This is a genomic window from Acinetobacter sp. TSRC1-2, assembly GCF_049895885.1.
Lineage (GTDB): Bacteria > Pseudomonadota > Gammaproteobacteria > Pseudomonadales > Moraxellaceae > Acinetobacter.
This window is the reverse complement of sequence record NZ_JAFCTF010000001.1, coordinates 187,715-210,522: the sequence shown is the minus strand read 5'-3', so window position 1 is coordinate 210,522 and position 22,808 is coordinate 187,715. Positions and strand designations below refer to the sequence as shown.

At 41.5% G+C, this 22,808-nt stretch carries 18 protein-coding genes; 6 read left to right on the top strand and 12 right to left on the bottom strand.

All coding sequences use genetic code 11. The annotated features are described in order from the left end of the window. The first annotated feature begins 17 nt into the window (after window positions 1-17). The 3 genes from ACP69Y_RS01000 (at window position 18) to epmA (ending at window position 3,540) form a co-directional block, all read left to right on the top strand. The gene (locus ACP69Y_RS01000; protein WP_425915363.1) at window positions 18-1,247 is read left to right on the top strand and encodes a CaiB/BaiF CoA transferase family protein; all 1,230 of its coding nucleotides are present in this window, start codon (window positions 18-20) and stop codon (window positions 1,245-1,247) included. Window positions 1,248-1,483: 236 nt separating this feature from the next. Further along, window positions 1,484-2,551: a 4-phosphoerythronate dehydrogenase gene (locus ACP69Y_RS00995; protein ID WP_425915361.1), complete on the top strand. Its 1,068-nt coding sequence runs from the start codon at window positions 1,484-1,486 to the stop codon at window positions 2,549-2,551. Between the two features lie 2 nt (window positions 2,552-2,553). After that, window positions 2,554-3,540, top strand: coding sequence for an EF-P lysine aminoacylase EpmA (gene epmA / locus ACP69Y_RS00990; protein ID WP_425916046.1), 987 nt, complete (start codon window positions 2,554-2,556; stop codon window positions 3,538-3,540). Window positions 3,541-3,689: 149 nt separating this feature from the next. Here the strand turns inward: epmA and ACP69Y_RS00985 are convergent, their stop codons facing one another. The 6 genes from ACP69Y_RS00985 to ahcY form a co-directional block, all read right to left on the bottom strand. Continuing rightward, window positions 3,690-4,925, bottom strand: coding sequence for a multifunctional CCA addition/repair protein (locus ACP69Y_RS00985; RefSeq protein WP_425915359.1), 1,236 nt, complete (start codon window positions 4,923-4,925; stop codon window positions 3,690-3,692). Window positions 4,926-5,012: 87 nt separating this feature from the next. Then, window positions 5,013-7,286 (bottom strand): NADP-dependent malic enzyme, encoded by a 2,274-nt coding sequence (locus ACP69Y_RS00980; protein ID WP_425915357.1) that lies wholly within the window; start codon window positions 7,284-7,286, stop codon window positions 5,013-5,015. 149 nt (window positions 7,287-7,435) lie between these two features. After that, window positions 7,436-10,297 carry a bifunctional diguanylate cyclase/phosphodiesterase gene (locus tag ACP69Y_RS00975; RefSeq protein ID WP_425915355.1) on the bottom strand — a complete coding sequence of 954 codons (2,862 nt, stop codon included), beginning with the start codon at window positions 10,295-10,297 and terminating at the stop codon, window positions 7,436-7,438. Window positions 10,298-10,447: 150 nt separating this feature from the next. Beyond that, a complete protein-coding gene (locus ACP69Y_RS00970; protein WP_425915353.1) occupies window positions 10,448-11,164 on the bottom strand; it encodes a 16S rRNA (uracil(1498)-N(3))-methyltransferase in 717 nt (238 codons plus the stop codon). A 30-nt stretch (window positions 11,165-11,194) separates the two neighbouring features. Next, complete coding sequence (gene metF / locus ACP69Y_RS00965; protein WP_425915351.1) at window positions 11,195-12,031, bottom strand: methylenetetrahydrofolate reductase [NAD(P)H]; 837 nt, start codon at window positions 12,029-12,031, stop codon at window positions 11,195-11,197. Window positions 12,032-12,205: 174 nt separating this feature from the next. Beyond that, entirely contained in the window at window positions 12,206-13,588 is a 1,383-nt protein-coding gene (gene ahcY / locus ACP69Y_RS00960) for an adenosylhomocysteinase (protein WP_425915349.1), read from the bottom strand. A gap of 236 nt (window positions 13,589-13,824) precedes the next feature. Between ahcY and ACP69Y_RS00955 the strand changes: the two genes are divergently transcribed. After that, window positions 13,825-14,349: a cysteine peptidase family C39 domain-containing protein gene (locus tag ACP69Y_RS00955; protein ID WP_425915347.1), complete on the top strand. Its 525-nt coding sequence runs from the start codon at window positions 13,825-13,827 to the stop codon at window positions 14,347-14,349. A gap of 420 nt (window positions 14,350-14,769) precedes the next feature. Here ACP69Y_RS00955 and ACP69Y_RS00950 read toward each other — a convergent pair whose 3' ends face one another. From ACP69Y_RS00950 to radA, 6 genes are all read right to left on the bottom strand, one after another. Further along, window positions 14,770-15,282, bottom strand: coding sequence for a tetratricopeptide repeat protein (locus ACP69Y_RS00950; RefSeq protein WP_425915345.1), 513 nt, complete (start codon window positions 15,280-15,282; stop codon window positions 14,770-14,772). 89 nt (window positions 15,283-15,371) lie between these two features. Then, on the bottom strand, window positions 15,372-15,710 hold the full coding sequence (locus ACP69Y_RS00945) for a DUF3325 domain-containing protein (RefSeq protein ID WP_425915343.1): 339 nt from the start codon (window positions 15,708-15,710) through the stop codon (window positions 15,372-15,374). Further along, window positions 15,707-17,521, bottom strand: a complete 1,815-nt coding sequence (locus ACP69Y_RS00940) for a PepSY domain-containing protein (RefSeq protein ID WP_425915341.1) — start codon at window positions 17,519-17,521, stop codon at window positions 15,707-15,709. Before ACP69Y_RS00940 ends, ACP69Y_RS00945 begins: the two co-directional genes overlap by 4 nt. A 1-nt stretch (window position 17,522) precedes the next feature. After that, window positions 17,523-17,876 (bottom strand): hypothetical protein, encoded by a 354-nt coding sequence (locus ACP69Y_RS00935; RefSeq protein ID WP_425915340.1) that lies wholly within the window; start codon window positions 17,874-17,876, stop codon window positions 17,523-17,525. A 418-nt stretch (window positions 17,877-18,294) separates the two neighbouring features. Beyond that, window positions 18,295-19,266 (bottom strand): Tim44 domain-containing protein, encoded by a 972-nt coding sequence (locus ACP69Y_RS00930; RefSeq protein WP_425915338.1) that lies wholly within the window; start codon window positions 19,264-19,266, stop codon window positions 18,295-18,297. 114 nt (window positions 19,267-19,380) lie between these two features. After that, the gene (gene radA, locus ACP69Y_RS00925; RefSeq protein WP_425915336.1) at window positions 19,381-20,769 is read right to left on the bottom strand and encodes a DNA repair protein RadA; all 1,389 of its coding nucleotides are present in this window, start codon (window positions 20,767-20,769) and stop codon (window positions 19,381-19,383) included. A 283-nt stretch (window positions 20,770-21,052) separates the two neighbouring features. On the opposite strand from radA, the gene ACP69Y_RS00920 reads away from it, so the two are divergent. After that, a complete protein-coding gene (locus tag ACP69Y_RS00920; protein WP_425915334.1) occupies window positions 21,053-22,456 on the top strand; it encodes an amino acid permease in 1,404 nt (467 codons plus the stop codon). A 132-nt stretch (window positions 22,457-22,588) separates the two neighbouring features. Continuing rightward, window positions 22,589-22,807 carry an LPS translocon maturation chaperone LptM gene (gene lptM, locus ACP69Y_RS00915; protein ID WP_425915332.1) on the top strand — a complete coding sequence of 73 codons (219 nt, stop codon included), beginning with the start codon at window positions 22,589-22,591 and terminating at the stop codon, window positions 22,805-22,807. Window position 22,808 lies beyond the last annotated feature (1 nt).

Genomic DNA, 22,808 nt, shown 5'->3' with positions numbered 1-22,808 from the left:
GGCTTTTGGAGTAGAACATGGGTGCATTACAAGGAATTCGAGTTTTAGATTTAAGCCGTGTACTGGCAGGTCCATGGTGTGGGCAGATTCTGGCAGATTTGGGCGCTGAGGTGATTAAAGTTGAACGTCCGCAAGTGGGGGATGACACCCGTATGTGGGGACCACCGTGGATGCTGGATAATCAGGGCACTGCAACCCGCGAATCAGGTTATTACCAATGTGCCAACCGCAACAAATATTCAGTTGCCATCGATATTGCAAGTCAACAAGGTCAGGAACTGATTCGGGAAATTGCCAAAACGGCCGATGTGGTGATTGAAAACTATAAAGCCGGTTCATTAAAAAAATATGGCTTAGATTATGCGTCTTTAAATGAACTGAATCCGAACTTGGTCTATTGCTCGATTACCGGTTTTGGGCAAACGGGACCGCGTGCAGAAGAGCCCGGTTATGACTTTATCATTCAAGGCATGTCTGGGTTGATGAGCATTACCGGTGAAAAGGACGAGTTGCCCGGTGGTGGCGCGCAAAAAGTCGGTGTAGCCGTGGTCGATATTCAAACAGGTTTATATGCAACCGTTGCTATTCAGGCCGCTTTACTGGCACGTCAGCATACTGGTCGTGGTCAATATATCGACTTCTCCTTACTCGATGTTCAAGTCGCTACACTTGCCAATCAGGGCATGAATTATCTAACTTCGGGCGTATCTCCAAAGCGTATGGGAAACCATCATCCTAATATTGTGCCGTATCAAACTTTTAAAGCCAAAGATAAGGAATTTATTATTGCTTGTGGCAATGATAAGCAGTTTAAAGATTTATGTATCGCGATTGGATTACCGGAAATATTGCAAGACCAAAAATTTCAACGTAATCAGGATCGTGTTAAACATCGGAATGAACTGATTCCACTACTGTCAGAATATTTCTTGGCTAAAAATGCACAAGAATGGGTAACGGCAATTCATGCAGTTAAAGTGCCGGTCGGGGTGATTAACTCAATAGAAGATGCATTGAATGAGCCACAAATTCGATCTCGAGACATGGTGGTGGATGTCAAACATCCATTGAATGATCATTTTAAAATGATTGGTTCACCGATTAAATTATCTAATACACCGGTTGAATATAAACATGCTGCGCCACAGTTAGGTCAACATACACAAGAAATTTTATCGCAGTTTAAAACTCAGGATGAATTAATGGCTTTAAAAACCGCAGGTATTATTGATGGTGAGGTGGCTTAGTTAGCATTATTCACTACTATTTTGTTTGCTCCTTTGACCGAATTTTTTACAGAATTTGGTCTTTTTTTTGGAGGGGAAATTGTATTTTGGTTGGGGCTTACTGAGGATGAAAGATATTAAAATTTTGGATATTCATTTACTTATATCGCTTAAAGAATCAGCTCTATAATTAACTTACATAGTCAGATTTGCCGCTAAGCGTTATCATAGCGGTCTTCACGTCATTGGAACGCGCTATGAAAATCGTTGCAGATGAAAATCTGGCCTTTACCGAATATTTCTTTGCAGATTTTGGAGAAATTCAGCAAGTAGCAGGGCGCAGTTTAACCCATGCAGATGTACAGGATGCTGAAGCCTTACTGGTGCGTTCTGTGACCCAAGTAAATGAACCACTTATTCAAAATACTCCACTGAAATTTGTCGGCAGTGCCACCATTGGTACCGATCATTTAGATATTCCTGTGTTAGAAAAATGTCATATTACCTGGTCAAATGCGGCAGGGTGTAATGCACAGGCAGTGGCTGAATATGTGATTACTGCCTTGTTATATTTACAACCGAATTTAATCGAGAAAAATGAAAAGTTTACTCTCGGTATTATTGGCTTGGGCAATGTCGGTTCACGTTTGGCCTATATGGCAAAATTGCTTGGCTGGAATGTGATTGGTCATGATCCTTTTGTGAGTCGTGAACATATCCAGCAAGTTGAATTAGAAGAATTATTAAAAACAGCAGATGCCATTTCCACGCATGTTCCCCTAACCAAAACCGGGAATCATCCAACTTTTCATTTGATTAATGCCGATGCGTTGGGGCAGATGAAACCTGAAGCGATCTTAATTAATTCAGCACGTGGACCCGTGGTCGAGGAAGCGGCCCTGATTGCGGATATTCAAAAGACCAATCGCTCAGTGGTGTTAGATGTATTTGAACATGAACCAGAAATTTCAGAACAACTGTTAAAGCTGATTCGTTTGGTGACCCCGCATATTGCAGGCTATAGCCTGGAAGGCAAAGCACGTGGCACGCAAATGATTTATGATGCCTTTTGCAAAACTTTTAATTTTGTAGCGGATAAGCAGTTTGAAACTCAGCTGCCTGTATGTGAGCAGTATTTCGAGAATCAGGATTTAAAACAAGCGCTAAAACAGCATCTGATTCACATTTATGATATTGCACGTGACGCAGCCAACCTGCGTGCCTGTTTAAAAGACGGTAAAGTGGATCAAAAAGCCTTTGATTATTTACGTAAAACCTATCCCTTACGCCGTGAATGGGCAGCGCACGGAGGCCCGAAAGCATGAGTATGGTAAATACAGCAAGCATCAATTATCAACCTACCTGCGATATCAAAGCACTAAAAGCTCGCGCCAAAATGTATGCACAAATTCGGCAGTTTTTTGCTGAACGTGATGTGCTTGAAGTGGAAACGCCCATATTGTCCCAAGCCGGTGTCACCGATGTGCATCTAGCATCTATTCAAGCTCAACGGCATCTCGGGGGGCGCAAACAAACTCATTATTTACAGACTTCACCTGAATTTGCCATGAAGCGATTGCTGGCCAGTGGCAGTGGTTCCATTTACCAAATTTGTAAAGTCTTTCGTGATGATGAACATGGGCGCAAACACAATAGTGAATTCACCATGCTGGAATGGTACCGCCCAAATTTAAGTTTGAAAGAATTGATGTTTGAAGTGACTGACTTACTCAATGTGACTTTGGCGCATCGTTTTGGTGAAGTCCGTCCAACGATTTTAAGTTATAAACATGCCTTTATGGACCGTCTGGATCTCAATCCATTGCAAGCCAGCTTAAAGCAGCTCACAGATTGCTGTAATCGTGTGGGTTTAAATCTCGATTTGGGTGGTGATCGCTTGGGTTATATCGACCTGTTATTTTCACATATGGTTGAACCGAGTTTGGGTTTTGATACGCCGGTATTTTTAACCGATTTCCCCCCTGAAATGGCATCACTCGCCAAAGTTAAAGTTGACGAAGAGGGTGAACAGGTTGCAGCCCGTTTTGAACTTTATATTGAAGGCTTAGAGTTAGCGAATGCCTATGATGAACTGATTGATGCAGAAGTGTTACGTTCCCGTTTTGAAGCCGATAATCTTGAGCGTGAAAAGCTTGGCTTGCATGTGATGCCGATTGATGAATATCTACTGGCTGCTTTGCCGCATATGACCGAATGTTCAGGCATCGCTGTAGGCATTGATCGTTTATTGATGGTTGCGACTGAACAAATGAAACTTGAAAAAGTCATTACTTTCCCTGCGGATGTTTCTTGATGTAAATAATCTCCCTAAATCTCTCTTTAATAAAGGGGAAATTTTGCTCTCCCTTTATTAAAGGTGAGCAGCATTGCTGTGCAAGAGGGAGGTTTTTTATCATCCTCGTGACATAAAAAAGCTTCTCTTTTGAGAAGCTTTTTTATGAGCTATACCGCAGCAACAATCTGTCGGGCTTTCAATTCTTCAATTGCTTGAATACGCCGTTGAATCAACATTTCCCCAATATCAGGACCACTAATATCAGGTGGTAAATCCTGGGCTTTAATGCTACGAACCACTTCCATTGCATCTAACACATATTGTGATTGCGGATATTCACGATCTTCTAGACCTAAACGACCACGTGAATCACATTCACAAGCTTGAACATATGCTTCCACACGTTCAGGACGGCGTAATACATCTAAACGTTGTAATAACCGCCATAAAGTGCCCGGTTTAAGATTCAAAGCTTGATGACATTTTAAATGCTCTTTACATACTGCAAGGGCGAGCTGTTTGGTATTGGTGGGAACCTTAAGACGATCACACACTTCGGTAACCGGTTTTATGCCACGTTCTTCATGCATGATATGACGCGGTAATTCCTCTGTTGGCGTGAGGGCTTTTCCTAAATCATGAACCAGAACAGCAAAGCGTACATCGAGTGAATAGTTGGCTTTACAGGCTTGCTGTAGTGACATCATGGTATGAATGCCGCAATCAATTTCCGGATGATATTCAGGACGTTGTGGAATGCCGTACAACGCATCTAATTCAGGAAATAGCACTTTTAAAGCACCACAGGCACGTAGCACTTCGAAATATTCGTCGGCGTGATTTTCCATCAAGGCACGAGAGGTTTCTTTCCATACCCGTTCAGGCGTCAATGCCTGTAATTCACCCGATTCAGCCAGTTGTTGCATGAGCGCCAAAGTTTCAGGTGCAACCTTAAATCCAAGTGCTTTATAACGTGCGGCAAAGCGTGCAATGCGTAGAACCCGCAATGGATCTTCTACAAAAGCCTGAGATACATGACGCAATATCCGCTGGGTTAAATCTTGCTGACCGTTATAAGGGTCGTATACATTGCCATCTTCATCCATTGCCATCGCATTAATGGTCAGGTCACGACGGATCAGGTCTTCTTCAAGGGTAACACTGACATCAGTATGAAATTCAAAACCATGATAACCCAGACCTGATTTTCGTTCGGTACGGGCTAAAGCATATTCTTCTTTTGATTGGGGATGTAGAAAAACAGGGAAATCTTTGCCCACTGGCTGGTAGCCCTGAGCAAGGAGTTGGTCAGGTGTTGCACCCACAACGACATAATCTTTTTCGTGATAGGGGTGGCCGAGTAAGTGATCACGTACTGCACCGCCTACTAAATAAACTCGCATGAAAAAACCTCTATTCTTCAAGCAATCATGCTACAGAATAGAGGTTTTCTCAAGTAAAGAACCTTAGCTTTTTGCTAAAGTTGAATACTAGCCTTCTTGTGACTGTTGAATTTCAGCAACTGTCAACGCCGTCATATTCACCACACGTCGTGTTGTTGCAGTCGGTGTCAAGATATGCACAGGTTTTGCAGCACCCAACAAAATTGGGCCAATCGTTACATTGTTACCTGAAGTTGCTTTCAACAGGTTAAATGAAATGTTTGCTGCATCAAGATTTGGCATGATAAGTAAGTTTGCAGAGCCTTTAAAACGTGAGTTCGGGAATGCAAAATGACGAATATTTTCATCCAGTGCAGCATCACCGTGCATTTCACCTTCTACTTCAAGTTCAGGTGCAATTTCACTTAAAATTTCAAATACTTTACGCATTTTTTGTGCGCTTGCATCCGTCTGGTCAGAACCAAAGCTTGAATGCGATAACAACGCAATACGTGGAATTACACCAAAACGACGCACTTCTTCAGCCGCCAAAATGGTCATTTCCGCCAACTGTTCAGCTGTTGGGTTGGTATTTACATAAGTATCGGCAATGAACAAGTTGCGATCTTGAAGCATTAATGCATTCAGGGTAAAGAACGTGCTGCGACCTTCTTTTAAGCCAATCACGTTTTTCACGAAATCTAGGTGAATGTCATAGCTTGAATAGGTACCGCACAGCATGCCGTCTGCATGACCATGTTTCACTAACATTGCAGCAATCAGGGTAGAACGACGACGTGCTTCACGATGTGCGTATTCAGGTGTTACGCCCTTACGTTGCATGATTTGGTAATAATCATCCGCAAATAATTCGTAATCTGGGTTTTTCTCCTGATCCACAATTTCGATGTTTACCCCGTGTTCAAGACGCAAGCCCAATTTCTTGATGTTTGCTTCAATGACCGCAGTACGACCGACAAGAATCGGGAACGCTAAACTTTCATCTACCGCAATTTGTACTGCACGAAGCACACGAAGATCTTCACCTTCAGCATAAGCAATACGCTTAGGCGCTGTTTTTGCTTGGGCAAAAATTGGTTTCATCATAAATGCAGAGTTGTATACAAACTCAGACAATTTTTGACGATATGCAGAGAAGTCTTCGATTGGACGAGTCGCAACACCAGAATCCATCGCTGCTTTTGCTACTGCAGGTGCAATTTCAAGAATTAGACGTTGATCCAGTGGGCGGGGAATAAGGTATTCACGACCAAATGATGCAGATTTTTCACCATAAGAGGCGGCATCTGCTTCAATGTGTGCCATACGTGCAATCGCATGTACACAGGCAATTTTCATTTCTTCGTTAATGGTAGTTGCGCCAACGTCTAAGGCACCACGGAAGATATACGGGAAACAAAGCGCATTGTTTACCTGGTTTGGATAGTCTGAACGACCAGTCGCCATAATCACGTCAGGACGAACTTCATGCGCATGTTCAGGCAGAATTTCTGGATCTGGATTTGCCAAAGCAAAAATGATCGGATTTTCCGCCATGACTTTAACCATTTCTTTGGTTAAAATGCCTGCCGCTGAAAGTCCCAAGAACATATCTGCACCAGCAATTACATCTGCCAGTTGCGTGCCTTCAATGTCTTGTACATAACGTTTTTTTGATTCATCCAGATTGTCACGTTTAGTCGTAAGCAGACCGCGTGAATCGGCAACGGTAATGTTCTGTTTACTTGCACCTAAAGCGCAAAGCAAATCTAGGCAAGACAATGCAGCTGCACCCGCACCAGAAGCGACAATTTTAATCTCTTCAATTTTTTTGCCAGTCAGTTGTAAGGCATTGAGTAAAGCTGAACCAACAATAATTGATGTACCGTGTTGATCATCATGGAACACAGGAATATTCATGCGTTCACGAAGTTTTTTCTCAATATAGAAACATTCTGGTGCCTTGATATCTTCAAGGTTAATACCACCAAAAGTTGGTTCTAATGCTGCAATAATATCCACAATTTTGTCTGGATCATTTTCTGCAATTTCCAGGTCAAATACATCTACACCTGCGAATTTTTTAAACAGTACGCCTTTACCTTCCATGACCGGTTTAGACGCTAAAGGCCCGATATTTCCGAGACCTAACACTGCCGTACCATTTGTAATGACAGCCACTAAGTTACCGCGTGCGGTATAGAGTGCTGCTGTTGATGGGTCACGTTCAATCTCTAAACATGGTGCTGCAACACCTGGAGAGTAGGCAAGTGCAAGGTCATGTTGATTGACCAGCTGTTTGCTTGGCGTAACACTGATTTTTCCTGGTGTTGGATATTCGTGGTAGTACAAAGCTTGCTGTTTTAATGATTGATCGTCCATCTGTATCTCTATTGTTGCTTGAGTTGCCCAGCCCGAGCTGGTGGTGGTTTTTTGCTTAATTTGATTGAATATAACATTTGTTGTGACCTTAGCACAGTCGCGAATCTGCCATTTTCAAGCAAACTGATATTTAGGCGTGTCGACTTATATTAAGAAGGTATAAGTCGATGTTGTTCCAGGAAGATGGTTGCTTCACTTTCAGGCAAGGGTTTTGAAAATAAGAAGCCTTGCGCAATGTCACATTCCAGATCTTGTAAGTATTGCATTTGTTGCTCTGTTTCAATGCCTTCTGCAACCACGATCATCCCCATAGCTTTGCCCATGGCAATCATGGCACTGACAATGGCTTCTTGTTTATTTTGTCCAATTCTAGAAACAAAGCTACGATCAATTTTCAATATATCAATTGGAAAATCAGCAAGATAAGATAGGGAAGAGTAACCCGTTCCAAAATCATCTAAAGAAATATTGATCTTCCGTTTTTTGATTTCATCGAGCAGATTTTTAACGGTGACTGAATTTTCAAGTAACGATGATTCGGTAATTTCAAGTTCTAGGCTGCTGCCCGAAATTTTATAAGTCTCAATGGCATGATCGAGGTCTTCGAGTAGCTGTCCACGTTGCAATTGCTGTGCAACTACATTGACTGAGACACATATATTATTAAAGCCTAAATCACTCCAGTTCCTAATTTGTTTAGCGGTTTGTTGTATAACAATTCTGCCAATATCCGAGATCAAACTGGTTTGCTCTGCAAGGGGAATGAACAAGTCGGGTGGAATAATACCTTTGCTTGGATGGTTCCAGCGAACCAACGCTTCAAAACCATAAATGTTCTGGTCGCTAAAATTAATTTTTGGCTGATAGTAAACAATCAGTTCATTATTGTTAATGGCGAGTCGTAAATCACGTTCCAGATAAATTCCTTGCTCAAGTAAGGCGGTATTTTTATTGGAGTAAAAACGGATGGTATTACCCCCTAAGCTTTTTGCTTCGGTCAGTGCCTGTTCAGCACAATTATTTAGATAATCCAGCTGACGGCCATTTTCAGGGTAGAAAGCAATTCCCATGGACAGGCTGATAATATGATCCTGACCAAAAATGTTAAATGGCAATGAAAATGCTTTGCTCATCCGTTCAGAGTGGTGCTGAACCGATGGGCGAATATGTGAGATTTCATAGACAATGGCAAAGTCATCGCCATTTAAATGCGCTACAAATAAGGCTTCAGCATTGGTAAGCCGGAGTCGTTGCGCCACCTGACGTAATAGTTCATCTCCGCCGCTATTACTCAGAAATTCATTCAATGGTCTGAAGCGATCAATATTTAGACGAATCACAGCGAGTTGTTTAATTGAATCCTTTTGACTGACTAAATATTGATGTAATTGATAGTTGTAATAAAAGCGATTCGGTAAATCGGTCAGTGGATCGTAATTTTCTAAATAGGACAAACGCTGTTCTTGGAGTTTACGTTCAGTTAAATCAGAGACGATACCAATATAGTGCGTGACACGATTTTTTTCATCGCTAATCGCATTAATTCGCATCCAGACTGTAAGTTCTTTACCAGAAAGAAATTTTTCATTTAGCTCGCCATCAAACTCACCCATTTTATGTAGCTGGTCAATAAGGGAAGAATGACTGCTTCTTTGTTTTGGTTTAAAATTTGCAGCAATATCAAATAAATGTTTGCCAATAATTTGCTCGTGATTGAAACCTGTTAACTGTTCATAAAATGGATTGACATCGATATAGCAAAGTTTCTCATCTAGAATAAAAATCCCTTCAGCCGCTTGTTGCAGTACATTTGCAGCAAATTTTAAACGTTCCTGATCAGTACGCTCCTGATGGATATCACGACGGATACCGACCATACGCAATGGCCTTTGGTTATTCGGGTCACGGCTTATGACTCTGCCAATATCATGAACCCATTTCCATTTGCCATGGCTGTTTTGAAGGCGATAAGTGGCTTCATACAGATCGGTTTGACCGCGTAAGTTTTGCTTCATCGAGGTTTTGAAGTGTTCGATATCATCGGGATGAATGATGTTTTTCAGCTGATGATGATGTTGTTTTGAAGGTTTTAAGGTCTTTTGGTGCTTATAGTCGGTCACTAGAATTTCACGATCTTTGATATTCCAGTCCCAAGGCCGAAGTCCCGCAATTCCATGGGCCAACATAAGATTGTGTTGCTGATTCTCTAAATCAGTATTCATTTTAGCAATATCAAAAGTTCGTTCTTTGACTTTCTGTTCAAGTAATTGATTATTCAGTTGAAGTTGTAATTCAATATTTTTGGATTTATTAATTTCAGTTTTTAATTGCTGGCATAACTCATCTGTCCAGACGACTTGTTGTTCGGCATTTTTAACCAAACGATTATTCTTGGAGTAAAGCGCTGAAATGCGTTTATGAATACGCGAGCTTATATTTGCACAAAGTAAAATAACAATAAGGATGAAGTTGAGTGACAAATGAAATAAATGATTAGAAGTTTCTGTTGTAATAAACTGTGAGGCCAGGTAGGGAAAAAGTGCTGGAATAAAGGCCAAACAAAAATAATTTAAACGTTGGGTTAATAAAGTCAGGGCAAACGCCTGGCTGACAATCAGTAATAGAGCTGAAAGAATTAAAGCATTAACGTAGCTGAAATTAGGGTTATATTGCGGTAGATAGTAGTAAATCAGACTAACACCCACAGCAATACAACACCCTATTGCCCAACACTGAAATTGCAGCCAGCGATGAGCATGATTTAGTGCGAAATTATGTGGCTTAAAATAAATACTGGTAATGAGTAAACTTAGACAACTCAAGAGTTCGGTAGTAATAAACCATAAATTGAAATAGAAAGATGGTTTTGTAAAATAAAATTGGTAAATGCAATAGACATATAAGGAAACGATTAAAATACTGACGAGAAAGAATTGACTGAGTCGAATCGTATTTGTAATTTGAGCAGCACTCACATGCTGTTTAACATACTCATCTTGAATATCTGGCATACAAGCAGAAACCTTATTTTTGTTTTGCGATAAATTATTTTCTAAATATTAACCATGTCTAAAAAACCAAGTTTTATTTTAAATCAAGATTAATAATGTTATTTAGAAAAATCAATCGAATCAGGTAGTATTTATCTAAAATCGGATGAACTATACAGTTAATTTATAATTTAAAATAGATAAAGCTACAATTGGGGCGGTTTCTGTGCGTAAAACGCGATTGCCAATACACCAATTAACAAATCCAGCATTGTTGGATAATTGTATTTCAGCCTCGCTGAGTCCACCTTCAGGACCAATGAGTAGTGCAATATCAGGTGTGGCATCAGCTAAAACATCGACTTGATCTTTATTAGGTGCAAGTACTAATCTTGTGGTCGGGAGTTCACTGGCTAACCAGTCTTGCAAAGACAGCGGCGCTAACACTTCAGGAACTTTATTCATTCCGCATTGCTCACAAGCAGCGATGGCAATGCCTTGCCAGTGATCAATCTTCTTTTGATCACGGTCATATTTAAGACGCATCTCGCAACGCTCTGAGGTGAGGAGCTGAATTTCTGCAACACCCAGTTCAACTGCTTTCTGAATTGCATAATCCATGCGATCACCTTTACTCATCACTTGCCCAAGCAAGGCTGTAAATCCAGGTGTGCGGTCATCAGGGTTGAAGGCATCAACAGAAACACTTGCTGATTTTTTTAAAACTTCAACCAGCGTCACTTGGTATTCACCACCTTGTCCATTGAACAAGGTGGCTTTTTCACCGACTTGTGCACGTAATACTTTTACCCAATGATGAAAAACCGTTTCGGTTAATTCAACATTCATATCAACCGCTAAATCAGCTTCAATATAAAAACGCGGCATTTAAGTATTACTCACAAATCAAATTAAAAATTAAGCTAAACCAAGATCGAGCACGAGTTGACGTGTTGGATCTGTCGTGTTCATGGTATAGAAATGCAAACTTGGTGCACCGCCTGCAAGCAAACGTTCACACAATTTCACCACAACTTCATGACCAAAGGCCTTAATGCTGGCAGCGTCGTCACCATAGGTGGCTAATTGCTTGCGAATCCAACGCGGAATTTCAGCGCCTGTCCCATCTGCGAAGCGAATTAGATTGCTTGCATTGGTAATAGGCATAATGCCGGGAGCAACTGGAATATTCACGCCTTCTTTTTGAATACGATCTACAAAGTAGAAGTATGCATCTGGATTAAAGAAGAACTGGGTTAATGCTGCATTGGCACCGGCATTGGCTTTTTCGACAAAGTGTTGAATATCTTTGTCAAAGCTGTCCGCTTGTGGATGCATTTCAGGATACGCTGCGACTTCAATGGTGAAGTGATTACCTGAATGTTCACGAATAAAACGAACCAGATCCTGAGCATAAGGCAATTCGCCCAAGCCGACCTGACCAGAAGGTAAGTCACCACGAAGCGCAACAATACGATTGATGCCTTGTGATTTGTATAAATCAAGCAATTCTGCAATACGGGCTTTGTCATCACCAATACAAGACAGGTGAGGGGCCACGGGAGTGCCTTTGCCATTGAAGTCATTGATTGCAGCGAGTGTGCGTTCACGAGTAGAACCACCAGCACCATAAGTCACTGAAAAGAATTCAGGATTTAACAGTTGTAATTCTTTATGAACAACACGAAGTTTTTCCGCACCGACATCAGTTTTGGTCGGAAAAAATTCAAACGAAATTGGGACACGTTTGGTCATTTTTCAAATCCTTTTTTATAAATACTTTTGTTTTTTATTGCCCTCATCCCGACCTTCTCTTGCGCTTCACTTTAAAGCAGTGCTTAAAGTTAGCTCAGGGAGAAGGAGGACCTCAATTCGAATTAAATTGAGAAAGTTCCTCTCCTTTTAGGAGAGGTTAAGAGAGGTCAAAACTTAGTATTTATAAGTCTCAGATTTGAATGGACCTTCAACTTGTACGCCAAGGTAGTCAGCTTGTTCTTGAGTTAATGTAGTCAATACACCACCGAAACCAGCAACCATTGCAGCAGCAACTTCTTCATCCAATTTCTTAGGAAGAAGTTCTACACGAATTGCAGCTTGTTTTTGCTCTTCAGGAAGATCAGCAAATTTTTCAGCGAACAAATGCATTTGAGCCAATACCTGGTTAGCAAAAGAACCGTCCATCACACGTGATGGGTGACCCGTTGCATTACCTAGGTTAACTAAACGACCTTCAGAAAGAAGAATCAAATAGTTGTTTTCATCTTCTGAACGATAAACCTGATGTACTTGAGGCTTAACTTCAACCCACTTGTAACCACGTAAGTAGTTAGTATCGATTTCAGTGTCAAAGTGACCGATATTACACACCACTGAACCTGCTTTTAATGTATCTAACATTGCAGCGTCACATACGTGGTAATTACCGGTAGTCGTTACGATCAAGTCAGTGTTTTGAAGAAGGTCAACATTGATGTCTTCTTTCTTGCCCGTTTGCACACCATTTTTGTATGGGGATACAACTTCATAACCGTCCATACATGCTTGCATTGCACAGATTGGATCGACTTCAGTTACGCGAACAATCATGCCTTCTTGACGAAGTGATTGCGCAGAACCTTTACCTACGTCTCCATAACCGATGACAAGCGCACGACGACCAGACATCAACATGTCAGTACCGCGTTTGATTGCATCGTTTAGAGAATGACGGCAACCGTATTTGTTGTCGTTTTTAGATTTAGTAACTGAATCGTTTACGTTGATTGCAGGAATTTTCAAAGTACCGTCACGTAACATTTCATAAAGACGTTGCACACCCGTGGTGGTTTCTTCAGTCACACCGTGAATTTTAGCAATCAATTCTGGGTATTTTTCATGAACAACAGCAGTCAAGTCACCGCCATCATCCAGAATCATGTTGGCATCCCAAGGTTTGCCGTTTACATTAATTTGCTGTTCAAGACACCACATGTATTCTTCTTCAGTTTCACCTTTCCAGGCAAAAACAGGAATACCGCGCGCAGCAATTGCAGCGGCAGCATGGTCTTGAGTAGAGAAGATGTTGCATGAAGTCCAGCGAACTTCAGCGCCCAATTCAACCAGAGTTTCAATTAAAACTGCAGTTTGAATGGTCATATGGATACAGCCGAGAATTTTCGCGCCTGCAAGTGGTTTTGCTGCTGAGTAGCGTTTACGCAAACCCATAAGCGCTGGCATTTCTGCTTCAGCAAGTTTGATTTCTTTACGACCGTATTCAGCAAGTGAAATATCGGCAACTTTATAATCTGTAAATGAAGCATTAACCGCGTTCATCAGGATCTCCTAGGATAAAAATAGATTGGATCGTTATGTTCGCGGATGCCGTTTTTGATCAAAACCTGTATTTAACAGAAGCTTTGACCGGATCGTCGAGCCTAGCGATTCCACATTTATATGCCTGTGAAAAAGTCGCAGCATCCCTCGACTAGCGGGCTATTGTACTTTGAAATTGATTTTGTTCCAATCGCAAATTGATTATTATCAGCACAATCATATTTTGGATGAAAATTATGGCTTTAGAAATGCCTGAAGAATTAGCGAATCTAGAAGCAAATGGCGGAATTTTTGCGGTATGGATGTTGCTGCAACACTTAGGTATCGATGCCGATATTCAGCAACTTGTAGATGTATGTGGGTATGATTCGGCAAATGGCACGACCACCATAGGCTTAGCTGTAGGGCTAAAAAAGTTTGGTTTCAATGTTCAGTTTTATACCGATCATGATCCCAGTCTTCAAGAGAGTGAAAAACTCAGTTACCAGGAAGCTGAACAACTGGGTTTATCTATTTTACCTGCGTTAAATTATGAGCAAATACAACAAGCGTTTGATCAAAATAAATTTGTGATTGTCTATTACGACACATTAGAAGGCGTGGGTAATCATTCATTTGTTTATGATGTAAATGCGGATGAAATCTGTTTCTTTGACAGTTTTGATGCTATGCCTGCGACTATATTTGAACAACAACGTAAAGTGGAAGGGATTTGTCAGCAAGTAATTGTTGTCGAAGTAAATGATTATATCGAGAGTTAATATTTAAAAACTGCATAAAACAAAAGCCCATTATTTGATTAATACCAGTCAATTAAGAAATTGGCTGGCATTTTCTATTTTTAATTCATCATGTTATTTGATACGCGGATACGTCATTTGCAACTGTCTGAGGTATGAGGTGCATTGCACCGCAAGATTAAAAGTTACTGTTTCTGCGATAGACTTGCTACTCGGTGGTAGTAGACGAGTTTTGCGATGAAAAGACTTTAAATAAATTATTTAAAGTCTTTGTAAGATGTTTTTCTTGCCAAGCTTCGCAAGGAACAAAAGAACTGAACAACTCCAAATAATTGATTTTAAAAGATAAGACTCCACTGTGAATAAACCAAAAGTTAAGGAGTTTATGATCAAACCCCTTAACTGATCAGCATTAGTTATTTGAGGGGCTTTTTAATCCAGTTATTCTTCAGCAGATTGAGCTTTATCATGCCAATAATCGGCTTTTTCATCATCCACATCTACACCCAAACCGTGCTCATAAATGCAGGCCAAATCACGCATGGCTTGAACTTCACCCAGTTCAGCGGCTTGCTTGACCAATTCAACAGATTTGGTCACATCTTTTTCTACTACATCGCCGCGACGGTAAAAATTCGATAACTCTAAAATAGCAGCTGCATGTTTATGTTTCGCTGCTTGTTCTAACCAGCGGTAAGCATGTTCAAAATAGGTTTTTGCTTCTTCAGGATCTTCTTCCAGCATGTCTTTTGCATAAAATGCATAACCTTCACCCAGCCAGTACATGGCTTCAACATGACCCAGTTGAGCGGCTTTGAGTGCCCATTCTTCGGCAAGTGCAACATGTTCATCATCTTCACTTTGCATATAAATTTCAGCAAGCTCGAATTGTGCATCACGATTGCCTGCCATCGCACGGTTAAAAAGTTCGGTTGAAATAGGGAGATCAGACATTAAAAAAATCCAAAGCACATAATTGCTATAGCCTAAATGTTTGCCACAAAAAAGCCAATCCGAAGATTGGCTTTTTACACTGTTCAATTTTAGATTAAACAGGTGAACGTGCTGATAATCCAAATCATTGCGGTTGCAATTGCGATTTTCTTGATCTTGGATTCAAAATAACTCAAACACAATCCGACAAATAAAGCGGAGAAGGTGAGTACACCCACCCAATAACTGATCATGCTGCTTAAAGTGCCTTGGTAAATACACACTACTAAAGCAAGGAGCTGCAAACCCCAACCAGAAATACTGGCAAGCCGTGTTTTAGATTTATCAAGCTCGCGACCAAAGATTTGCTTTTGATGTTTGGACATTGAACTGGCTAAGGCAAAGAAAGCCAAACTGGTTAAAGACCAAATCACAAGAAATCCAATCATTGTTCAGACTCCTGTGCAGTTGCATTCACTGTTGCTTTTTTGGCGGGCAATCCTTTATGGTTGTTCACTTTTTTATACGAATAGAAGAATAAAATTGCGAGTAACCATGCCATTAAATCAAATGATGCAATCATCCATTGACCATGGTGAATTGTGTTCCAAATCGCTTGACCACCAGTCATAAAATTCAGTACTGGCAATAAGGCGAAAGCGAGAGTCGCAAAAACCAGCTGTTCCATCCATGCCTGTTTATGACTGCGTAACATGGCATGAACCAAAGAAATGACCCATACCATAAAGAAGGTACGAATTTCCCAGTTCAAGCGCATGTCCATATCGGCAGGAATAAAACGGTTGGCATAGAAATACGCTGCACAGGCAATCGGTAAACCAATAATGGCTGCAATATTGGTCACTTCAACCACACGGTAGCCAAATGATTTATAACCCTGCTTTTGCTGCTGGGGTGCACGTTTTATACACCATAAAACCAGACCGGTAATAATCATCAATGTGCCGACAATACCCGACAAGAACAGCAACCAACGCAGTGCCAAATCCACACCGCGTGCTTCATGCAATACGGTCATCACATTGTAAATGCCATTTGAAATGGAAGGATTACGCAGTTTTGCACTTTCATCAGTGATATTTTTACCGCTCACACCATCAAAATCCAAGGTTTCATAAACATTCCGATGTGCCACGCTGACTGCATGTAAGGCGCGGAGTTCAATTTTGGCCTGATCGGTATTGGGAGAAACAATGCTGAGGCTAGAAACCGGATTGTTATTCCATTCTTTGTTGGCTTGTATAAGTAAAGGGGTCAAGTCAGTTAGTGGAGCAGGGTGACTTTCTGATCTTCTGGAACGACCTTCGACGCGACCTTGACGTTCACCGTTTTCAGCTTTGTTCCGGTTTTCACGGCCTTCACCAAGTGCTTGTCGATTCGTAGTCATTTCACCGCGCTGACTAGCTTCACGGTTTTCACCACGACTTTGGCGCTGACCATTTTCAGCCGTTTCTTGATTTTTACTCCCTTCACCCCGTGCTTGATTTTCAGAGTTTTCTTGAATCAGGGCTTTACGCTGTTCTTGCAGGAACTGACCACGATTCTCATAAATCTGGTTGACTCCCCAAGGCATCAGCGTAAACAACAGCAATAAAAGACCACTGAAAGTGATCATGATGTGAAAGGGGAGTGCAAATACTGCTGTGGCATTGTGCGCATCTAACCATGAACGTTGCCCTTTACCTGAGCGGAAGGTAAAAAAATCTTTAAAGATTTTTTTATGGGTAATCACACCACTGACAATCGCGACCATCAACAACAACGTGGCAATACCGACAATCCAGCGTGCCCAGATACGAGGCAAGCCATACAATTCAAAATGGAAACGATAGAGAAAACTGCCGCCTCTAGTTTCGCGTGCTTCCAGCACTTCACCTGTTGCACTATCTAAAGTAATCCGTTCGCCACCACGACGTGCACGCGGATCTTCACCAATTTTACGAATATTCAATACCGTGGTGTTTTGACGCGAGTTAGGTAATTGAATACTCCAACTGCCTGCATCAGGATGGTTTTTTTGTAGATAATTGAGTGCCACTTGGGTTTGCTGAATCTGCGATGCGGGTGGAACAGATTGGTGTAATTCAGGTTTCATCCAGGTGGTTATTTCATTCTGGAAAAAACTTAAAGTTCCGGTCAGGAAAATGGCATACAGCAACCAGCCTAAAATCAAACTGGCCCAGGTATGTAACCATGACATGGACTGGCGCGGACCTTCTACTTTGGCATCGACTCGCATGTCAGTTTCCTAAAAATTTATAAATAACAAACAACAAGATGCCGGGAAGAATAATCCCCAGACTTGCATTCAGGGTTTTATTGACCATAAATATCCAGATGAATGCAGCGGTATGTATAGTAAAAGCCAACAGTGTGGCAGACATGGCGGCACTCGTACCGTACTCCATAAAATATTGCGCAATCACTATGGCAGACAAGGCAGCAAGGACGTAACCTCCCAATAGCGCCAGTGCAAAGCGATACACAATCATGCAGCGATAAGCCAGTAGAGATGATTTATTTTTTACTTTTGCAGGGGACGAAGATATAGCGACTGGCGTAGTCAGCGGATCCATTTGAGAGCTTTTCATCATTAGAAAGTAAATAAATTTGGATTAGAGGGTATAATAATGAAAATGATAACAATTATTGTTTGTATTTAAAATATTGACAAATCTAAAATTTGAAAATTTAAGCGAAAAAAATGATTTTCTGATAGCAAACTAGTTATTTGTTTAAATTAAAATTTTTCTAATATTAAAGATGTTATCCGATTTTTTAATTACTGCTTTTCAACGAATCTAGTGAGCAATACATCAATTTTAAGTTTGAGTTCTAAAGAGAAGAATAAAACCAGTGGAGATAAATTTTAAAATAGCTGAGGTATTGAATTTATTACTTCAATGGCATGATTTAAATACGAGGGGGAGGAGAAAATTAAAAACATGATTAAATTTAAGAATCATCATAAAAAAACAGCGACCGAAGTCGCTGTTTTTAGCTCAAAAGACCTTAAGCCTCTTGTTGAATACCGGCAACCAACCAGTCCTGGTTAGAACCTGCAGGCTTGGTGAAATGCCAAACTTCTGCAAAAGGCTGCGGTAAGCTGTTTAACTCTTCGCTTACAGTACCCGTGAAACGAACGCTTACCACATACTGACTATTTTCAGTTGAAGAATCTGTAACCATGGCATTCAGGTTTGAGAATTCAGCAACATCCTGGTCTTGGTTCGCCATAATGTCGTTATACATAGACTGATAAAGATCAGGCGTTAAATAGCGTTGAATTTCAGCAATGTTACTTGCTGTATTCATTGACTGAATATGGTTGAAACGCTGACGAGCAACACGCAAGAATGCAGCAGGTTCAGTACCATCTAGCAATTGATTACCATTGCTGGTTGAGGCATTACCAAATGGAGCTTGAGTTGCTGCACCTGCAGAACCACCTACTGACTGACCAAAAATATTGCTGTTGTCATTTGATGTACGTGGCGCCGCATTTTGTTGACCAAACGGTGCTGTATTTCCAGCATTGTTTGGTGCATAAGGATTGTTAGCGGCTAGTTTTTTTTTTGCTCCGAATTTACGGAACAAGAAGAATGCGACTGCAGCTGCTAGAAGAATCCAGATCCAGCTTGGAAGTCCGCCTTTTTCTTCCTGCTGTTGTGCTGTAGCCTCAGCACCACTTGCAGCAGGTTTATCATCTGCCATTGCATTTGCTGCAACTGCACCAATCGCAGCACCAGCAACACCAGCAGCAACCATTTTACCTACGCCAGAACCTGATTTTTGAGCAGGCGCGGTAGTCGGTTGTGGGGCAGGAGTAACTTGACGCGGTTGTTGGTAAGATTGGCTTGGAGCAGCAGAACGACTCATGCCGTGGCTTTTACCACCACCTGCACGTTTTGCTTCAGCCATTGGTGCAACTACCAAAGCGGCCATTAAAAGACCTGCCATCAAACCACGCTGTCGAACTTCCATCGAATTTTTCCTAAATAAAAAAATAAATTATAGCCCTATAGTTATGCAGTCATTTGCACCGAATTTCAACATCAAAATGGTGTTTTTTTTACATAATCTTTCATATGTTCAAGCTTAAGCCAATTCTTCACTTAAGCTCATGGCTTCGCTTAATGCTTCGTGTAAGCGTGCTACAGAAATGATCTGCACATTTGGAATCGGTTTTTGTGGCGCATTGCCTCTTGGCAAAATAATATATTTAAAACCATGCTTAACGGCTTCTTTTAGACGTTCCTGACCATTCGGCACCGGGCGAATTTCACCCGATAGTCCAACTTCACCAAACACCGCCAGCTGCTGAGGTAATGCTTTACCACGCAAGCTTGAAGCACAAGCCAGTAAAACCGCCAAGTCAGAACCAGTTTCGGTAATTTTTAAACCACCAACCACATTCACATAGACATCTTGCCCAGCAGTTTGTACGCCACCATGACGATGCATCACTGCAAGCAACATATTCAGTCGGTTTTGTTCCAAACCCAGCGCGACTCGGCGTGGCTGACCATGTGCATCATCCACTAAAGCTTGCACTTCAACCAGGAGTGGGCGCGTACCTTCACGGCTAATCATGACAATCGAACCAGGAATGGCTTCATCATAACGACTTAAGAAAATAGCAGATGGATTGGAAACTTCACGCAAGCCTTTATCGGTCATGCCGAACACGCCCAACTCATTGACTGCACCAAAACGGTTTTTCACCGCACGAATCATGCGATAACGTGAGTCAGACTGGCCTTCAAAATACAAAACGCAATCGACCATGTGCTCTAAAACCCGTGGACCCGCTAAAGCACCTTCTTTGGTTACATGCCCCACAAGAAATAATGAGGTGCCACTATTTTTAGCAAAACGGGTCAGTAATGCGGCAGATTCACGAATTTGGGAAACACCGCCCGGTGCAGATTGCAGGGTTTCAGTGTAAAGCGTTTGAATCGAATCCAGAATGGCAACGGCAGGACGCACTTGCGCCAAAACTTCACAAATCCGCTCCACACAGGTTTCCGCCATGACTTGAAGATGCTCGGTGGGTAACTCTAAGCGGTGGGCACGTAATGCTACTTGCGAAAGTGATTCCTCACCAGTGACATAAAGTGCAGAACTTTTTGCAGATGCCATATGAGTGGCGGTTTGTAAAAGAATCGTGGATTTACCAATTCCCGGATCACCGCCAATCAGCACCACAGAACCCGTCACCAAGCCACCCCCCAGAACACGGTCAAATTCACTAATCCCAGTCGCTAAGCGTGATTCATGTGAAACGGAAACTTTATTTAAAGTAGTAATAGTCGCCGCTTGACCTGCATATCCACCTATTTTCGGTTGTGCACGATGGGTCACGGTTGGCTCAACGCGGACTTCAGTCAGACTATTCCATTCGCCGCAATCTGTACATTGACCCGCCCATTTAGGGTGGTCAGTTCCACATTGTTCGCAACGGTACACAGTTTTGACTTTGCTCATTGAAGTATTATCTATATAAATAAGAAGATTGAGGAGAAATGTAGCAATAGCCGTATAGAAATACAATTTTTTGCATAAAATTTCGCCAATCTTTATCTTGGCACGTAAACTGCTAAATTTAAGGGAAATGAACTGAGGAACACAAAAGGGATTGAATTTGAATGAAAAATCGACAGAAACACACTTAAGTTTGAAAAATATTAAATAATCGCTCAAAAACTTTATTTATTTTTTTTGATTTGAGCTACTTTTATCACACGAAATTTGAGAGACGAAAATAACAATGTCAAATGAAAACCATAGTTCATCTGCTGCAGATGGTGAACTTCAACGAAGTCTGTCGAATCGGCATTTGCAACTTATTGCGATTGGCGGAGCAATTGGTACAGGCTTATTCATGGGCTCGGGTAAAACCATTAGCCTGGCCGGACCTTCAATTCTGATCATTTATATGATTATTGGTTTTATGGTTTTTTTGGTCATGCGTGCGCTTGGCGAATTGTTACTGTCTAACCTGCAATACAAGTCTTTTATTGATTTTGCGACAGATTTAATCGGTCCTTGGGCAGGTTATTTTGTCGGCTGGACCTATTGGCTGTGCTGGATCACCATCGGTATCGCTGATTTATCCGCGATTATTTATTACCTGCAATTCTTTAACGGAGGGCTGCCGTTTACGCCTGGCGAAGGGGTCATGATCAGTGTTGCGGCCATTGTCTTTATTATGGGTTTGAACCTGGTCACGGTAAGATTATTTGGTGAATTAGAGTTCTGGTTTGCCTTAATCAAGATTATTGCCATTGTGGTGCTGATTGCTGCCGGTTTATGGATGATCTTTACCGGATTTACCTCTACCGCAGGTGAGGTGGCTTCATTTACCCATCTCTGGTCACATGACGGAATATTCCCAACTGGAGTAACCGGCTTTCTGGCAGGCTTCCAGATTGCGATCTTCGCCTTTGTAGGTGTAGAGCTGGTCGGTACAACTGCAGCTGAAACCAAAGATCCAGAGCGCAACTTGCCTAAAGCGGTCAACTCGATTCCGATTCGTATCATCATTTTCTACGTATTGGCATTGGTGATTGTAATGTCGGTCACGCCATGGAATAAAATTGATCCAACGATTAGTCCGTTTGTAAACCTGTTTAGCCAAGCCGGTATTGCAGCAGCAGCGATTATCATGAATCTGGTGGTGCTATCTTCAGTCATGTCCTCCATGAACAGTGGAGTGTTCTCGACGAGCCGTATGTTGTTCGGTCTTTCACGTGAAGAACAAGGTCCAAAAGCATTTGGTCATTTAAATAAGCGTGCTGTTCCTGCAAATGCATTATATTTCTCTGCGATCTGTTTATTACTTGGTGCTGCACTTCAGTACTTTGTACCGAATACCGTTGAAGCCTTTACTCTGGCAACCACGCTTTCCACGATTTTGTTCATCTGTGTATGGTTGATGATTATCTGGAGTTATATTGTTTATTATAAAACCCGTCCAGAACTGCATGCCAAATCAACCTTTAAATTACCGGGTGGATTATTTACCTGTTGGGTGGTGATCATCTTCTTTATTGGCATGATTTATGTCTTGTCTTTGGAAGCAGATACCATGAAAGCGCTGATGGTGAGTCCAATCTGGTTCATTATTTTGATTATTGGTTACTTTGGTTTCTACAAACCGAAACATAAATAAGCCTTTTGTTTGTGAAAACGCCAGTTTGAAACTGGCGTTTTTTTTTAACTAGCGATAATCTCTAGCGTTTAGCCCTTTGGTCACGGCGGTGATCGAGTTATACTTCTTCGAAAACATAGGATAGGTGGTCAGATGCGTCTTGTCATTTGCTACATCAGTTTATTGGCAACAGGTTTTGCCTTGGTCGGTTGTGGTCAATCCGGAGCTTTACAGTTGCCGAATGATCAGAATTACGACAAGCGTTCGAAATATTTGTTATATCCCAATGTCGATTCAAAACAGCAATCTTCGCCTAAGGAGGAAGCATCTCCGGTACAAGAGCTTCCTGCTTCATCTGCTGAAACGAATTAAT

What these genes read in the sequence shown, in the direction of transcription:
- ACP69Y_RS00970 (WP_425915353.1), bottom strand. Translation starts at nt 11,164, where the DNA reads ATGCCGCGTTTTTATATTGAAGCTGATTTAGCGGTTGATATGAATGTT.
- ACP69Y_RS00945 (WP_425915343.1), bottom strand. Translation starts at nt 15,710, where the DNA reads ATGATTGGATTTCTTGTGATTTGGTCTTTAACCAGTTTGGCTTTCTTT.
- ACP69Y_RS00935 (WP_425915340.1), bottom strand. Translation starts at nt 17,876, where the DNA reads ATGATGAAAAGCTCTCAAATGGATCCGCTGACTACGCCAGTCGCTATA.
- ACP69Y_RS00940 (WP_425915341.1), bottom strand. Translation starts at nt 17,521, where the DNA reads ATGCGAGTCGATGCCAAAGTAGAAGGTCCGCGCCAGTCCATGTCATGG.
- metF (WP_425915351.1), bottom strand. Translation starts at nt 12,031, where the DNA reads ATGACCAAACGTGTCCCAATTTCGTTTGAATTTTTTCCGACCAAAACT.
- ahcY (WP_425915349.1), bottom strand. Translation starts at nt 13,588, where the DNA reads ATGAACGCGGTTAATGCTTCATTTACAGATTATAAAGTTGCCGATATT.
- ACP69Y_RS00980 (WP_425915357.1), bottom strand. Translation starts at nt 7,286, where the DNA reads ATGGACGATCAATCATTAAAACAGCAAGCTTTGTACTACCACGAATAT.
- ACP69Y_RS00930 (WP_425915338.1), bottom strand. Translation starts at nt 19,266, where the DNA reads ATGGAAGTTCGACAGCGTGGTTTGATGGCAGGTCTTTTAATGGCCGCT.
- ACP69Y_RS00955 (WP_425915347.1), top strand. Translation starts at nt 13,825, where the DNA reads ATGGCTTTAGAAATGCCTGAAGAATTAGCGAATCTAGAAGCAAATGGC.
- radA (WP_425915336.1), bottom strand. Translation starts at nt 20,769, where the DNA reads ATGAGCAAAGTCAAAACTGTGTACCGTTGCGAACAATGTGGAACTGAC.
- ACP69Y_RS00995 (WP_425915361.1), top strand. Translation starts at nt 1,484, where the DNA reads ATGAAAATCGTTGCAGATGAAAATCTGGCCTTTACCGAATATTTCTTT.
- ACP69Y_RS01000 (WP_425915363.1), top strand. Translation starts at nt 18, where the DNA reads ATGGGTGCATTACAAGGAATTCGAGTTTTAGATTTAAGCCGTGTACTG.
- ACP69Y_RS00985 (WP_425915359.1), bottom strand. Translation starts at nt 4,925, where the DNA reads ATGCGAGTTTATTTAGTAGGCGGTGCAGTACGTGATCACTTACTCGGC.
- lptM (WP_425915332.1), top strand. Translation starts at nt 22,589, where the DNA reads ATGCGTCTTGTCATTTGCTACATCAGTTTATTGGCAACAGGTTTTGCC.
- ACP69Y_RS00975 (WP_425915355.1), bottom strand. Translation starts at nt 10,297, where the DNA reads ATGCCAGATATTCAAGATGAGTATGTTAAACAGCATGTGAGTGCTGCT.
- ACP69Y_RS00920 (WP_425915334.1), top strand. Translation starts at nt 21,053, where the DNA reads ATGTCAAATGAAAACCATAGTTCATCTGCTGCAGATGGTGAACTTCAA.
- ACP69Y_RS00950 (WP_425915345.1), bottom strand. Translation starts at nt 15,282, where the DNA reads ATGTCTGATCTCCCTATTTCAACCGAACTTTTTAACCGTGCGATGGCA.
- epmA (WP_425916046.1), top strand. Translation starts at nt 2,554, where the DNA reads ATGGTAAATACAGCAAGCATCAATTATCAACCTACCTGCGATATCAAA.